This window comes from Legionella gresilensis (assembly GCF_900639865.1).
Classification (GTDB): Bacteria; Pseudomonadota; Gammaproteobacteria; order Legionellales; family Legionellaceae; genus Legionella_C; species Legionella_C gresilensis.
In genome coordinates this window covers 379958-394147 of the sequence record NZ_CAAAHX010000002.1, presented here as the reverse complement: position 1 = coordinate 394147, position 14190 = coordinate 379958, and the positions used below count along the sequence as shown (strand labels likewise).

The following is a 14190-nucleotide window of genomic DNA, read 5'->3' as shown; positions in this document are numbered from 1 at the left end:
TAGCTGGGTTTGATAAAGAAGTAAGCGGAGGCGAGGTTGTTATTAAGGTCGCTGATGATCATCGGCTTGTACGGTTAGGACGACATTTACCTTGGGAGTCGTTGCTTGAATTAGTGCTGCCGGATTTAGAAAGAACTGAGCGGGGACGCTGGTGGATGGGTAGACCTCTTCGAGTCCGCGTTCATCTAGGGATTTATCTGTTGCAGCAGCTGTTTAATTTAACGGATAGAGCGACTGAGCACCAGGTGCGTGACAATGCGGCGTTTCGCTTATTTTGTGGCTATGGACACTTAAAACACTGGCATGTACCCGATCACACGAAGATAGAAGCGTTTCGGTCAAGACTTAGTCCTGAAACCCAACGAGCCATTGCCAATATCATCAGTCAACAAGCGGTGCGCCTGGGGTATGCCAATCCTGGTGAGTTGGATATTGATTCAACGGTCCAAGAGGCCAATATTGCCTATCCGGCGATTACTAATTTGCTAATCAAAGTGGCGATATTAGCCAGTCGGGTGGGCAAAGCCATGAATCAGCTTTGCCATGGCGGTGCTGCGCTTTACCAAGTAAAGTTGTCTTATTTAAAGCAGTTAGCGCTTTATTATTTTAATCTAAAGCGCCGGGGCGCAAGTATAGAGGTTGTGTCAGTCGTGCTTAAACGTTTATGGCAAGATACGTATGCGTCAGTGCTCCCTATTTTAAATCATCTGTATGAGTTAGGAGCTGTCCTAACTGAAAAAGATGTAAGGCTTAGGCGGGCCGTCGAGCAACTACGGTGGCGTGGCGCGTTACTCTTGGAGCGCTTACATGGTCATCTGTTTGAGGGCCATTCTAATACGAGCATCTTATCGCTTCATGCTTATGAGGTCACCTGCTTTAATAAAGGCAAACTTAATAAGACGCTTGAATTTGGGCGAGCTTATCAACTCGGACGCATTGGCGGCAACTTTTTGTTTGTTAGTCCGTGTGTTAGCCTTCATATGCCTGATGCTCAATCCTTGCCGCTCGTGCTTTATACCCACGCATGTCTATTTGGGCAAAACACCCTGGATTCGATAGCAACCGATAAAGGCTATTATGCTTACGATAATGAGCAGTTATTAATTCAGATGAACGTGACTGATATCTACTTGCCTCGTCCAAGGCGAGAACTTAACGCGCCCAAAGAAAGCTCGTCCTTTGCAACACGACTTGCCTTACACAATCGGCGAGCTGGTATTGAGGCACTGATTAGTCATGCAAAATGTGGCGGTCAATTAGGCCGCAGTCGTATGAAGTCCGATAATACAACCTTAAGTGCTGGCTATGCTTCCGTTTTAGGTTTCAATCTCAGGCAACTGACCCGCTATCTGGCAGGTGAGGTGCGTCCAAAAAATGTAAAGTTGCTTGAAAATGAAACAAAAAGCAGTATGTTAGACAACAAAATAACAAACCCGTTAGCTGCTTAGCAGAAAGGAAGAGCAGCTTGTTTGCAGTATTTAAACTATTGTTAAAAATAGTTCTTATTGATGTTTATTTAAACGAAACATTTCGCGACACCGACAGCTTATCCACTATTTTTGTGGATAAGCCGTCGCTGTCGCGAAATAGATAGATTAAATAACCACCAATAAGGGCTAATTTTAACACCATTTTCAATACAATAAACAAGCTGCGCTATCTTGCCGCTAAGCAGCGAGAGGATCGGTTAGTTTATTATCTAAAATACAGCTTTTTGTTATATTTTCAATCATTTTTACTGTTTTTGGACGCACTTCGCCTGTTAAATAGCGTGTCAGTTGCCTAAGATTGAAACCTAAAACGGCAGCATAACCGGCAATCAAGGTGGTATTATCCGATTTCATTTGACTTCGGCCTAATTGACCGCCACTTTTAGCATGACTAATTAAGGCTTCAATGCCTGCTCGCCGATTATGAAGCGCAAGTCGCGTTGCAAACGAGGACGTTTCTTTAGGGGCATTAAGTTCTCGCCTTGGACGAGGCAAATAAATATCAGCTACGTTCATTTGGATTAATAACTGCTCATTATTGTAAGCATAATAACCTTTATCGGTTGCTACGGAAGCCAAGGGGTTTTGCCCAAATAAACCCTCAAAGGTATAAAGCACCAGCGGTAAGGATTGCGCATCAGGCATATGAAGGTTGACACAAGGCGCGGCAAACAAGAAGTTACCGCCAATACACCCTAACTGACAAGCGCGCCCAAACTCAAACTGCTTTCGGTTGCTCTATGGGTTAAATCAAACAGGTGCTGTAAAACAGATAAATCCCTAAGTGGATACGTATTCGAAGTGGTCTACCCATCCAACAGCGACCTTGCTCAGTACGCTCTAAATCCGGTGATACTAACTCAAGTAACGACCTCCAAGGTAAGCTACGCGCTAATCGTATTAGGCGATGATCATCGGCGGCTTTAATAACAACCTCCCCTCCGCCTACCTCTTTGTCAAATCCTGCTACATCTAAACTCATTGTTCTTCTTTTTATAAAAATCCTTTACAGCAAATGCAATATAGAACTTTTTTTAGGCCTGAATGATATAGTCTGCGCAATTAAAATCAATCAATACCTCTTACAACTTTCGGCCTATTCGTCTAAATCTTTTCGCAACAGTAACTAAACTCTCTATCATTGAATAGAAACACCCCCACCTGTGTGGGGAAGATTTATTCATTAAACATTATATTTAACTTAATACTAATTATATATCTTGATATTGCTAATAATAAGTAAGCTATAATTAAGTTTGTTTAAGTTTTATTCAATAATAACCAAGAGAGGCTGATATGACATATAAGAAGATTATGTTAGCTGTTGATGGTAGTGAAATAGGACAGGTTGCTGTAAAAGAAATCATTAAAATTGCTCAAAATAAAGATGTTACCGTACGTCTAGTCTATATTGTTGATGAAACTTTTATTTATCAGGGAAGTACTATTGATTACGGCGCTCTTGTTTCAGCGTATAGAGAAGAAGGACAGAAAATATTAGATGATATTGAAAAGCTAATTATCAGCCAATCTTCAATAAAAGTTGAAAAGACAATCGTTGAACTGAAAAAAATTCAAGTAAGAATTGCTGAGTTAATAATGAAAGAGGCGCAAAAATGGCCTGCTGATTTACTTGTTATTGGCACACATGGTAGACGTGGATTTAATCGTTTCTTTTTAGGTAGTGTGGCTGAAAATATTATTCGGATTGCTACTGTCCCAGTCTTGCTTGTACGAGATCCTAGGTAAGGGCAACTAGAATCTCTTAAAGAGCAAATAAGCTTTGGTAGATATCTCCTTAAAGCAACAACCTAAATTCTGATGGTCTAAGACAGAATAGAATTAAGCTAATAAATGCTTTTATGTGAAGCTTAACGTTGACTCATATAATGAATTGCTTGAATTAGTGCTTCATCTGAGCAATTTTTGTTAGCAGTGTCTGCTTCTCTGCATAAGCCACCGTGATGCATTAATCCCTTCCCAATAGTTACACTATATAATAAATATGTCATCGCATTTTTAAATTGAGTAGGGTTATTTTTTGCTTGAAGCTCAGCATTTTTAAATCGAGCACGCCATGCTTTTTTATCAAAAGCGGCTGGCGCTTTTAAACCTCTTGCTAACTGGGGAGCGTGACAATTTTGACAAGCTATTTCATAGGTAGTTTTACCTAGTAGATTATCTGCCTGAACGATAGTATGAACTGTAAATAGTAAAATGGCACCAAGTAGATTCCTCATCTTTCCCTCACTTTTCTTATTGATTGTCCGTGCTAAACACAATTAAATCCTGCTTTCCTGCTTGTGCCTCAATGGAATTATGATTAACTGCCTTATGATGCTAGTACAAAACCTGTCCAGCTTCCAAATACTTATCAATAAAACTCATATTGAATAATTTACTGCTTATGATTTCTTACTAATAAGAAGTCTTTAAGTTCAGTGTTTTTATTATAGTCCACTATACTGAATTTAGGATTTATATTTAAGGATAAATATATGAAAGCTCTGATCTATCAAGGCAAAGGAAAAAAGGCCGTTGAAGAACGTCCAACACCAAAAATTCAAGACTCGAGCGATGCTATTATTAAAGTTAAGAAGACAACTATTTGTGGTACTGATTTACATATCCTTAAAGGCGATGTTCCTACCTGTGCGCCTGGCCGAATTCTAGGGCATGAAGGGATTGGCATTGTAGATACGGTTGGTAGTAATGTAACGACACTCTCTCCTGGCGATCAAGTGCTTATTTCTTGTATTTCGTCTTGTAGTAAATGTGACTATTGTCGTCGCGGCATGTATTCTCATTGCTTAACCGGGGGCTGGGTTCTCGGTAACGTAATTGATGGTACGCAAGCTGAATACGTACGTATACCTTATGCAGATACTAGTTTATATAAAATTCCTGATTTAAATAATGATGCGCTAGTACTATTAAGTGATATTTTGCCAACAGGGTTTGAGTGCGGCGTGTTAAATGGCAAAATTCAACCAGGTTCCACAGTCGCTATTGTTGGCGCAGGCCCCATCGGATTAGCAGTAATGCTTACCGCCCAACTTTATTCACCTTCAGATATTATCATGATTGACAAAGATGAGCACCGGTTAGAAATCGCTAAAAAGTTAGGTGCAATACATAGTCTAAATAGTGATAACTGCGATGTTATCAACGAAGTCATGAAACTAACAAATCAAATAGGCGTAGACACGGCAATTGAAGCAGTAGGAATTCCCGAAACCTTTGTCATGTGTGAAGACATTGTCGCGCCTGGCGGCATTATTGCCAATATTGGTGTTCACGGTATTGAAGCCCCACTCCACTTAGAACAATTATGGTCAAAAAATATTGCTATTACGACAAGGCTTGTCGATACAAGTACAACACCCACTTTACTTAAAATGCTGATATCGGAAAAATTAAATCCAAGTAAGTTAATTAGTCATCACTTTCAATTTGACGATATCATAGAGGCTTATGAAACGTTTGCTCAAGCGAGTAAAACGGGCGCCATTAAGATGATCATTAGCATGTAGTTCGGTATAAATTTTATGGAAAAACATTACTTAGACGAACTTTTCAATCCCAAAGCCATTGCTGTAGTTGGAGCAAGCGAGCGCCCTAAATCTGTTGGTAAGTTGGTATTGGAAAATATAATCAAAGGTGGTTATGTAGGTCAAGTCTTTCCTATAAACTTAAAACATACCCAAATTCAAGGACTAAAGGCCTACCCCTCAGTTGGCGACCTACCGCAGCTTATTGATCTCGCTATTATTACCACCCCTGCTCTAACTGTGCCTAAAATTCTCAGGCAATGCGGAAAAAAAGGAGTTAAAGTTGTAATCATTATTTCTGCTGGTTTCAGTGAAACTGGCAAAGCGGGTCAACAATTTGAGCAAGATTTAAAGAAAATAGCTCAAAAATACAGTATTCGTCTAATTGGGCCAAATTGTCTCGGATTAATACGTCCTTCTCTTAAGCTCAATGCCACATTCGATAATAATAATGCGGCGCTAGGTAAAATTGCCTTTATTTCTCAATCAGGCGCCATTATTGCAGCCATTTTAGACTGGGCTCATGATAAAAATATTGGCTTTTCTACGGTTATTTCATTAGGCAATGCTGTCGATTTAGATTTTGGTGAAATTTTAGACTTTCTAGCTTGGGATAGACACACAGAAACTATTTTACTTTATATTGAAGGTATTCATGATGCCAGGCAATTTATGAGTGGGCTTAGAGCAGCTTCTCGTATAAAACCTGTTATTGTCGTTAAAGGTGGAAGACATACACAGGGCGTAAGAGCAGCCTATTCACATACTGGCGCCTTAGTTGGTAGTGACGAAGTTTTTGATGCAGCCCTTCAACGTGCCGGCACTGTGCGAGTATTATCACTTGAGCAACTATTCTCTGCAGCACAGGTTTTTTCTTGCCCTAAGCGCGCTCAAGGCAACCAATTAGCCATTATTACAAACGGTGGTGGTGCAGGCGTTTTAGCAGCAGATAGAGCAGCAGAACTAAATATTGGTTTGCCTGAGCTTAATAAAACTAACTTATCAGAACTCAATGAAGTACTGCCTAAAGCGTGGTCTCATCAAAATCCCATTGATATTCTTGGTGATGCAACACCTCTGAGGTATCACGATGCGATTCAAATTTGCACTAAAGATGAAAACGTTGATGGCTTATTGGTGATTTTAACACCTGTTGCGATGACAGAGCCACTTGAAGTAGCAAAGCAAATTATTTTAGATAACCGAAAAATTAAAAAACCAATATTAGTGTGTTGGATGGGTGGGCATCATATAGAAACTTCAAAAAATCTCTTCGTAAAACATCAAATTCCATATTTTAACACACCGGAAGAAGCAGTTGAGGCTTTCTCTTATCTAGCCGAATATCAACATAATCAAACTTTATTACAACACTTACCTACTTGTCGTAGTTTTTACTCTAAACCTGATATTGACTTAGCAAAATTAATCATTAAGCGGGCCATAGATGAGCAGCGGTTCTCATTAACTACAATAGAGTCAAAAACCATTTTAAAAGCGTTTGGTATTAACACAGTTACTACCCTAACTGCTAATTCTGCAGAAGCGGCTTTAAATGCAGCTAAAGCTATTCCGTTTCCAATTGTGATGAAAATTAATTCTCCTGATATTACACATAAACAAGATGCTAAAGGAGTAAAGCTAGGAATTACTGATATAAAATCAGTTAAAACCGTATTTAATCAAATGATAGCAGACGCTAAAGAATATAAACCGACAGCAACTATTTTTGGTGTGACTATTGAGCCGATGTTACAAACTGATAATGATCGCGAACTGATAATTGGCGTCATCCAAGATAAAGTTTTTGGCCCTGCTATTTCGTTAGGCATGGGTGGCTCTTTAGTTGAAATTATCCGTGACCAAGCTGTTACATTACCGCCCCTTAGTGTCGCCATTATAAAGCAGTTAATTTCCAAAACTCGTTTACCAAAATTACTTGGGCCCTTTCGAAACAAATTAGCCGCTAATCAAGAAGCATTAATTGACACGCTTCTAAAAGTCTCAGAAATGATTTGTGAATTGCCTAACATTCAGGAAATGGATATTAATCCACTTATTATTAATGACAAAGAAGCTACTGTGGTTGATGCGAGAATACTTATTAGCCATAACGAACAGTCAGCAAAAATACCCTATTATCATATGGCCATTTGTCCTTACCCTAGCCATATGATTTCACATTGGACACTGCATGATGGGACGAAGATAACTATTCGCCCTATTCGGCCAGAAGATGCAAAATTAGAGCAAGACTTTATGCATAGCTTATCCTCTCAATCTAAATACTTTCGCTTTATGGGTCACATTCAAGAATTGTCACTTAAAATGTTAGTCCGCTTTACTCAAATTGATTACGACAGAGAAATGGCATTAGTTGCAACGATTGAAGATAACAACATTGAAGTCATTATAGGAATCGCGAGATATATAACGAATCCCGACTTTAAATCATGTGAATTCGCCTTAGTTGTTGCAGATACCTGGCAAAATAAAGGCTTAGGACGCCATTTAATGATAAGTTTAATTAAGATAGCTAAAAAAAGTAATTTAACTATCATGAAGGGTAATATTTTAGCGAATAATACGAACATGATTTTATTAGTTACGCGTTTAGGATTCACTATTGAGGAAAACAAAGAGGATTCTTTATCAAAGATTGCCTCTAAATTACTTTAAACCGCCAATCATCCCTTTAATATGAGCGACTACACATTGCCCTAAAGTACCTAAGTCATACCCACCCTCTAATACTGAAACCATTCGATTTTGACTATATTTGTCAGCAATCTGTTTTATCTGTTGCGTTATCCACAAATAATCAAATTCTGTTAAATTCAGATTTGACATACTATCAAACACATGACCATCAAAACCGGCTGAGAAAAATATCATTTGAGGTTTAAAAGCTGCAATTTTTTCTAAACCATTTTGGGTGATTTCTGCGCGAAATTCTCTACCTGTTGCACCGGGAGCTAAAGGAATATAAACAATATTATCGGCTTGCTCGAGCTTATCAAAAGGATATAATAATTCCTCATAGATGGAGCAAATAAGTACTTTCTTATTATTTCGAAAAATAGCTTCTGTTCCATTACCACGATGAGCATCAAAATCAATAATAGCTACTCGTTTCAATTGATGAATTGTAAGTGCATGGGCTACACCCACAGCAACATTATTAAAAAAACAAAAGCCCATTGAGCGCTTAGATTCCGCATGGTGGCCAGGCGGGCGAACATTACAAAATGCACTCATTGCCTGCTGTTGCATAACTAAATCAACTGCTTTAATAACGGCGCCCGCGGCATAAAGGGCTGCAGACATCGTGTTTGGACCAAGAATTGTATCTCCGTCTGGGCTAATCATATTATTCTTGGGTGTCAGTGCTAAAAGACTATTCACATATTCATTATCATGAACTCGACACAGTTGATCAACAGCGGCTAATGGCGCTTCTTCAAAAGATAACAGATTATCCAGCTTTGCCGCATGTAGTGCATCAAATACCACTTGTAAGCGATTTGGGCATTCAGGATGCTCAATAATCTCTACATTGTGTTTTAAGCAATCCTTATGAGAAATAATAGCTAGCATGTTATTTCAATTTCCTTATTTAAAAATATTTCTGCTCATAAATTTAATATTTAATTAAACACTACATATACTAAATATAGAGCATACCTAATGATTAGTTATACTCTAACTAAGGTTTCGAACTAGCAAGTAAGGATACTAAGTGAACATGCATGCTATGTTAATGGAAAAAATCGGCCAAAAATTAATTTACACAGAAATTCCAAAGCCTGAGCCTAAACCAGAAGAAATACTCATTAAAATAAATGCCTGTGGCATATGTAGAACTGATTTACATGTTGTAGATGGCGAATTACTTGAGCCAAAACTACCTCTAGTACCCGGCCATCAAATTGTCGGTGTTGTTGAAAAAATAGGAACTGAAGTTAAGTCATTTAAACTAGGGCAACGTATTGGCGTTCCCTGGTTAGGAAGTAGCTGTGGCGCTTGCCAGTTTTGTCTAACAAATAGAGAAAACCTCTGCGAGCAAGCTCGTTTTACGGGTTATCAAATAGATGGTGGATTTGCCGAGTATTGTGTCGCAAATAATCGTTTTTGTTTTCCAATACCTGGTGGTTATTCAGATTATCAAGCAGCCCCTTTGTTTTGTGCAGGCCTTATTGGCTATCGAGCCTTGTTAAAGACAATGAGTGCCGAGCACATAGGACTATATGGCTTTGGCTCAGCTGCCCACATTCTTACCCAAGTTGCCTGCAAACAAGGGCGGCGTGTTTATGCCTTTACCTCGCCAGGCGATAAAGCTGCGCAAAAATTTGCTTATCAACTCGGCGCAACTTGGGCTGGAGATTCCGATAAATTACCACCTCATCAACTAGAAGCAGCAATCATTTTTGCACCCATTGGGGCATTAGTTCCCTTAGCCCTAAAAAATACCATTAGAGGCGGCATAGTGGTGTGCGCAGGTATTCACATGAGCGATATACCCAGTTTTTCTTATGATTTATTGTGGGGTGAACGTACGCTATGCTCTATTGCTAATCTAACCAGACGAGACGGTGAAGAATTTTTAGCCCTAGCACCAACTATTCCCATTAAAACAGAAATCCACACTTATCCTCTTAGAGAAGTTAATCAAGCTTTAGATGACCTTCGCTATGGTCGGTTTACAGGCTCAGCTGTTATCACTATAAACGCATGAATACTGAGCACATAACTGCAGTTATTAATCTTTTAAAGCTTAAATGGCAACCCCTTATTGCACTGATATCCTTAATTTCCATTACGTTTTATCTCTTATTAGAAATATTAAATATTTCTACATCTAATCTACCGTTATTATTTACACTTGTAATAGGTGGAATACCTCTAGTTCTGCAAATACTATTCAAACTACTGAAAGGTAATTTAGGTGCTGACACGCTGGCTGCTATTGCTCTTATTACGAGCTTTATCTTACAAGAGTATTTAGCGGGTGTTATTATTATACTTATGCTTGCCAGTGGTCAAACCCTAGAAAAGTATGCTCGTCGTAAAGCCTCTTCCGTTTTATTAGCACTTGCTAACCGTATGCCTTCGATAGCTCATAGAAAAATAAATAACCAGATTAGTGATGTTGCATTAGCTGAAATTAATATTGGCGATACACTCATTATCTATCCACATGAAATTTGTCCTGTTGATGGTGTTGTTATTGAAGGACATGGCATGATGGATGAATCGTATCTTACCGGGGAACCATATCAAATCTCAAAAGCGGCTGGCGCTAATGTTTTATCGGGCGCTATCAATGGAGAAACTGTTTTAACCATAGGAGCTATTAAACTTACATCCGACTCTCGCTATGCTACTATTGTTAAAGTCTTAGAAGAAGCAGAACAAAAGCGACCATCTATACGTCGTTTAGGCGATCGAATTGGTGCCATTTTTGCGCCTATTGCATTCCTCTTTGCATCCCTTGCCTGGTATTTTACCCATGACGCTACGCGCTTCTTAGCTGTACTTGTTATAGCAACACCCTGTCCTTTACTCATTGCTATTCCAATTACCATTATTAGTGCTATATCAAGAGCGGCAAAACAATCGATTATTATTAAAGATCCCACCGTTCTAGAACAATTACCAACGTGTAAAACAGCTATTTTTGATAAGACAGGGACATTAACCTATGGAAAACCAACGTTAACAAAAATTTTAACTACTAAAAACTATACAAATGCAGAATTATTACAATATGTTGCAAGCTTAGAACGCTATTCTAAACATCCACTGGCCAGTGCTGTTATCAATGCAGCAAATGCGCAGAATATAAAATTATTAGAACCCTCCAATGTCTCTGAGAAACCCGGCCAAGGACTAAGTGGCACAGTAAATAACTATAAAATCCAAATTACAAGTCGAAAAAAACTATTGGAAACACAACCAAAATATGAATCCTTACTTCCTGAAACATCGCCGGGTTTAGAGTGTATTATTTTGTTAAATAATCATTATGCAGGCTCCCTACATTTTCATGACGCGCCACGCGCTGAAAGTAAATCATTTATTAATCACTTAAATCCATCACACCAGTTTACAAAATTAATGCTAGTCTCAGGAGATCGTGAATCAGAAGTCAATTATCTGGCTAAACTGCTACACTTTAATGAAGTTTATGCATCGAAAAGCCCTGAAGACAAATTAGCTATTGTGCGTTCTGAAATAGCAAAGGCCCCTACAGTCTTTATGGGAGATGGCATTAATGATGCACCGGCTTTAACAGCCGCTACTGTAGGCATTGCTTTTGGGCAAAACAGCAATATTACGGCAGAAGCTGCGGGTGCCGTTATTATGGAAAGTTCATTACGTAAAGTAGATGAATTAATACATTTAAGCTTAAATACTAGGACCATTGCCGCTCAAAGTGCTATTGGTGGTATGGTCTTGAGTATTATTGGTATGGGGTTTGCAGCAGGAGGCTTTATTAGCCCAGTTGCAGGCGCAATTATTCAAGAAGTTATCGACATACTTGCAATAATTAACTCCTTAAGATTAGCTTTTGGGCACAAGGTTAAAATTGATTTACCCGAAAATACAATATAGTTTTCCCCTATTTTTAGTAAAATAACCATTTGATTAAATAAAATATTCTTAAATAAAAAATCCCTCCATCATAAATTGATAATAAAAAAACTAATTGAGTTTTTTATTATCAAAACTTAAACTAAAGATAAAGCAAAAATTTATTATTTTATATTATTTAAGGAGGAATATATGCAAGTTAAGGATATTATGACTTCTAACCCTCAATATTTATTTGCAAATTCAACAATAGAAGAAGCAGCAAAAAAAATGCAAGATCTGGACACGGGATTTCTACCTATTGGTGATAAAGATGCCGATAAAATTGTAGGAACAATAACTGATCGAGATATAGTGATTTCTGCTATTGCTCAAGGTAAGAACTTAAATTCACCAATTAGAGACATTATGCATAAAGGTGTTTGCTATTGCTATGAGGATGATGATATCAATGATGCCTGTGAGTTAATGCAGGACCAGCAAATTCGCCGATTAATAGTCTTAAATAAAGATAAAAGGTTAACAGGCGTCATTTCTTTAGGCGATATCTCTTTAAAATGTGATGAAGAGACAAGTGGCGAAACGTTAGAAGCTATCTCAAAACATTAGACATTTTAGTTATTAACAACATCTAATTAAAAATTATTTATAAGCTACTTTCTGCTTAAGAAAGTAGCCTTACTCTTTATTGTGCTTTTTCAATTTTAATTTTACGGGCATTATTTTTACTGCCAGCTTTTTTAGGAATTTTTATCCAAAGCATACCTTTTTTGAAAGTAGCGCTCGCTTTTTCCGCATCAGCCGCTAGCGGTAAATCAATCACACGCTCATAACTACCATATTTAATTTCTCGACTTAAATAATTTTTATCTTTATGCTTTTTAGAAGTTGATTTTTCACCTTTAATAATCAATTGATTGTTATTAATAGAGACATTAATATCTTCTTCACCCATCCCAGGCATTTCAATTTCAATAGTGTAATGGTCACTAGCTTCTACAATGTCCATGGCAGGAAAAAGGTTTCGATTTTCAAGCCGCTCAAAATCCGGCGATTCAAAGAGATGGTAAAAATCTTTCATTGCTTCATCAACGGCCTGATGTAAACCTAAAAAAGGATTTATTCGGTGCTCAGTAGTGATAGAAGCACTACTTTTATTTCCCTTGCTAAGTCCACGCATATTACTCTCCTTAGATAGAATATAAGTCCCTTATTTCAGCATTAATCAACTTAAAAGTTGGACCCAGTTAATTATTATAGACTACTAAATATTCCCTAAGGTCTTAAAAATTAATAGATCCGTTATTTGTAGATTATTATCGCCTTTTTTCTTTCTTTTTCTGTTGTATTTTGATAATAGATGCAATGTAAGTTAGCATTTCTACCAAAGTATCTAAAATATCATCCATCGTTATAATCCCCACCAGTAATTTGTCTTCATCAAGAACAGGCAGGCGGCGAAGTCTTTTGTTATGCATAGTATCCAGCGCTGTAACAAAACTGTCATTTTCAAAAACAAAGTGAGAGCAAACACTTCATCTTCTGCCAACCGAGCAATTGATAATCAAATGATATTAACACTACAATCTTTCTCTACTGCAAGTTCAGATGAACTAAGCCAAGGGATTGATAAAATTGAAAAAGAATATAATGTCGAAAGAGTACTAGAGTTAAATGCTTCTATCTTGGATTTTATTGGTGTTTTATTAGTTGCATTTGTAAATACCTATTGGCTTATCCTCCCAGGTTTAGTGATCCCATTTCTAACTTTACACGCCCTTCAAGGATGGTGCCCTCTCTACCTATATTAAGAGCATTAAAAGTTTGAACTCAGAAGGAGATTGATTCGGAGAAATATTCACTAAAAATTTTAAGAGGTGACTTTGATAACTTACAAAATGAAAAAGATATACAGAAAGTTTTGCAAATAATTCGAAAATAATCGAAGCTTATCAATTAATATTTGCAAGATTGGTTTAGTCGAAAAAGCCTTTATTTATTGTATAAATTTCAATTTAAATACTTTTTAAGAACAATATATTAAAAGCACCTGACAACTTTTAGACACCAGAGCTATATACTTAACTATATCTACTAAACTACATATTATTGGGCGAAATTTTATCAATTATGAATAGATATACTGCTAACATTCACTTAGAGAACGGTGAATTATTAAATAAATCAGGAGAAGATATCGATCGACTATATAAATGGATGTTAGTACAAGCAAATGACTATTCATGTATTATTTATGGTGAAATTGTTGGTAATACTAATAATCAAATTATTAAACAATTTCTAAAAGCAGCTAGTTGTAAATAAGGAATATATCAAAAAATAAGCTTATGATGGCTGTGTTACAAACAAGTCATTATAGTGTAGCAAAATTGTAACAAACCACTACTGAAATCCACTAAAGTCAGGCAGTTTCTGACAGTAGTTACTCCTATCGTTACATTGCAATTCATTGATTTATAAGCGAATTTTATTCGACTGCTCAGGCTACGAACCAGGAGGTCGGAGGTTCGTATCCTTCCGGGCGCGCCATTTTT

15 protein-coding genes are annotated in these 14190 nt (G+C 37.5%); 9 read left to right on the top strand and 6 right to left on the bottom strand.

The window, feature by feature from the left end; all coding sequences use genetic code 11:
- On the top strand, positions 1 to 1448 hold a 1448-nt coding region (locus E1P04_RS03605; RefSeq protein WP_131781546.1), incomplete at its 5' end, for a transposase.
- Positions 1449 to 1667: 219 nt separating this feature from the next.
- Here the strand turns inward: E1P04_RS03605 and E1P04_RS17985 are convergent.
- Both E1P04_RS17985 and E1P04_RS17980 read right to left on the bottom strand, forming a co-directional pair.
- Positions 1668 to 2165 (bottom strand): hypothetical protein, encoded by a 498-nt coding sequence (locus tag E1P04_RS17985; RefSeq protein ID WP_242604376.1) that lies wholly within the window; start codon positions 2163 to 2165, stop codon positions 1668 to 1670.
- A 70-nt stretch (positions 2166 to 2235) separates the two neighbouring features.
- Entirely contained in the window at positions 2236 to 2472 is a 237-nt protein-coding gene (locus tag E1P04_RS17980; protein WP_242604375.1) for a hypothetical protein, read from the bottom strand.
- Between the two features lie 314 nt (positions 2473 to 2786).
- Here E1P04_RS17980 and E1P04_RS03595 point away from each other — a divergent pair, with 314 nt between their 5' ends.
- On the top strand, positions 2787 to 3239 hold the full coding sequence (locus tag E1P04_RS03595) for a universal stress protein (protein WP_131781545.1): 453 nt from the start codon (positions 2787 to 2789) through the stop codon (positions 3237 to 3239).
- Between the two features lie 122 nt (positions 3240 to 3361).
- On the opposite strand, the gene E1P04_RS03590 is transcribed toward E1P04_RS03595, so the two are convergent.
- Entirely contained in the window at positions 3362 to 3730 is a 369-nt protein-coding gene (locus E1P04_RS03590; protein WP_131781544.1) for a c-type cytochrome, read from the bottom strand.
- 258 nt (positions 3731 to 3988) lie between these two features.
- On the opposite strand from E1P04_RS03590, the gene E1P04_RS03585 reads away from it, so the two are divergent.
- Both E1P04_RS03585 and E1P04_RS03580 read left to right on the top strand, forming a co-directional pair.
- Positions 3989 to 5023 (top strand): zinc-dependent alcohol dehydrogenase family protein, encoded by a 1035-nt coding sequence (locus tag E1P04_RS03585; RefSeq protein ID WP_131781543.1) that lies wholly within the window; start codon positions 3989 to 3991, stop codon positions 5021 to 5023.
- Positions 5024 to 5038: 15 nt separating this feature from the next.
- Positions 5039 to 7720 (top strand): bifunctional acetate--CoA ligase family protein/GNAT family N-acetyltransferase, encoded by a 2682-nt coding sequence (locus E1P04_RS03580; protein ID WP_131781542.1) that lies wholly within the window; start codon positions 5039 to 5041, stop codon positions 7718 to 7720.
- Here the strand turns inward: E1P04_RS03580 and E1P04_RS03575 are convergent.
- Positions 7712 to 8638 (bottom strand): histone deacetylase family protein, encoded by a 927-nt coding sequence (locus E1P04_RS03575; RefSeq protein ID WP_131781541.1) that lies wholly within the window; start codon positions 8636 to 8638, stop codon positions 7712 to 7714. The two genes, E1P04_RS03580 and E1P04_RS03575, sit on opposite strands and share 9 nt — an antisense overlap.
- Positions 8639 to 8786: 148 nt before the next feature.
- Here E1P04_RS03575 and E1P04_RS03570 point away from each other — a divergent pair, with 148 nt between their 5' ends.
- From E1P04_RS03570 to E1P04_RS03560, 3 genes are all read left to right on the top strand, one after another.
- Entirely contained in the window at positions 8787 to 9776 is a 990-nt protein-coding gene (locus tag E1P04_RS03570; RefSeq protein ID WP_131781566.1) for a zinc-dependent alcohol dehydrogenase family protein, read from the top strand.
- A complete protein-coding gene (locus E1P04_RS03565; RefSeq protein WP_131781540.1) occupies positions 9773 to 11656 on the top strand; it encodes a heavy metal translocating P-type ATPase in 1884 nt (627 codons plus the stop codon). Before E1P04_RS03570 ends, E1P04_RS03565 begins: the two co-directional genes overlap by 4 nt.
- 171 nt (positions 11657 to 11827) lie before the next feature.
- Positions 11828 to 12244: a CBS domain-containing protein gene (locus tag E1P04_RS03560; protein ID WP_131781539.1), complete on the top strand. Its 417-nt coding sequence runs from the start codon at positions 11828 to 11830 to the stop codon at positions 12242 to 12244.
- A 76-nt stretch (positions 12245 to 12320) separates the two neighbouring features.
- On the opposite strand, the gene E1P04_RS03555 is transcribed toward E1P04_RS03560, so the two are convergent.
- Positions 12321 to 12815: an Hsp20/alpha crystallin family protein gene (locus tag E1P04_RS03555; RefSeq protein ID WP_131781538.1), complete on the bottom strand. Its 495-nt coding sequence runs from the start codon at positions 12813 to 12815 to the stop codon at positions 12321 to 12323.
- Between the two features lie 136 nt (positions 12816 to 12951).
- Entirely contained in the window at positions 12952 to 13113 is a 162-nt protein-coding gene (locus E1P04_RS03550; protein WP_131781537.1) for a CBS domain-containing protein, read from the bottom strand.
- Between E1P04_RS03550 and E1P04_RS03545 the strand changes: the two genes are divergently transcribed.
- Positions 13108 to 13446, top strand: coding sequence for a hypothetical protein (locus E1P04_RS03545; protein WP_165482664.1), 339 nt, complete (start codon positions 13108 to 13110; stop codon positions 13444 to 13446). The two genes, E1P04_RS03550 and E1P04_RS03545, sit on opposite strands and share 6 nt — an antisense overlap.
- Before the next feature lie 319 nt (positions 13447 to 13765).
- The gene (locus E1P04_RS03540) at positions 13766 to 13960 is read left to right on the top strand and encodes a hypothetical protein (RefSeq protein WP_131781535.1); all 195 of its coding nucleotides are present in this window, start codon (positions 13766 to 13768) and stop codon (positions 13958 to 13960) included.
- Positions 13961 to 14190 lie beyond the last annotated feature (230 nt).

Coding starts and splice junctions, on each gene's coding strand:
- E1P04_RS03550 (WP_131781537.1), bottom strand. CDS start 13,113: ATGCATAACAAAAGACTTCGCCGCCTGCCTGTTCTTGATGAAGACAAA.
- E1P04_RS03585 (WP_131781543.1), top strand. CDS start 3,989: ATGAAAGCTCTGATCTATCAAGGCAAAGGAAAAAAGGCCGTTGAAGAA.
- E1P04_RS03575 (WP_131781541.1), bottom strand. CDS start 8,638: ATGCTAGCTATTATTTCTCATAAGGATTGCTTAAAACACAATGTAGAG.
- E1P04_RS03555 (WP_131781538.1), bottom strand. CDS start 12,815: ATGCGTGGACTTAGCAAGGGAAATAAAAGTAGTGCTTCTATCACTACT.
- E1P04_RS03565 (WP_131781540.1), top strand. CDS start 9,773: ATGAATACTGAGCACATAACTGCAGTTATTAATCTTTTAAAGCTTAAA.
- E1P04_RS03595 (WP_131781545.1), top strand. CDS start 2,787: ATGACATATAAGAAGATTATGTTAGCTGTTGATGGTAGTGAAATAGGA.
- E1P04_RS17980 (WP_242604375.1), bottom strand. CDS start 2,472: ATGAGTTTAGATGTAGCAGGATTTGACAAAGAGGTAGGCGGAGGGGAG.
- E1P04_RS03570 (WP_131781566.1), top strand. CDS start 8,787: ATGCATGCTATGTTAATGGAAAAAATCGGCCAAAAATTAATTTACACA.
- E1P04_RS03590 (WP_131781544.1), bottom strand. CDS start 3,730: ATGAGGAATCTACTTGGTGCCATTTTACTATTTACAGTTCATACTATC.
- E1P04_RS03545 (WP_165482664.1), top strand. CDS start 13,108: ATGCATAGTATCCAGCGCTGTAACAAAACTGTCATTTTCAAAAACAAA.
- E1P04_RS03580 (WP_131781542.1), top strand. CDS start 5,039: ATGGAAAAACATTACTTAGACGAACTTTTCAATCCCAAAGCCATTGCT.
- E1P04_RS03560 (WP_131781539.1), top strand. CDS start 11,828: ATGCAAGTTAAGGATATTATGACTTCTAACCCTCAATATTTATTTGCA.
- E1P04_RS03540 (WP_131781535.1), top strand. CDS start 13,766: ATGAATAGATATACTGCTAACATTCACTTAGAGAACGGTGAATTATTA.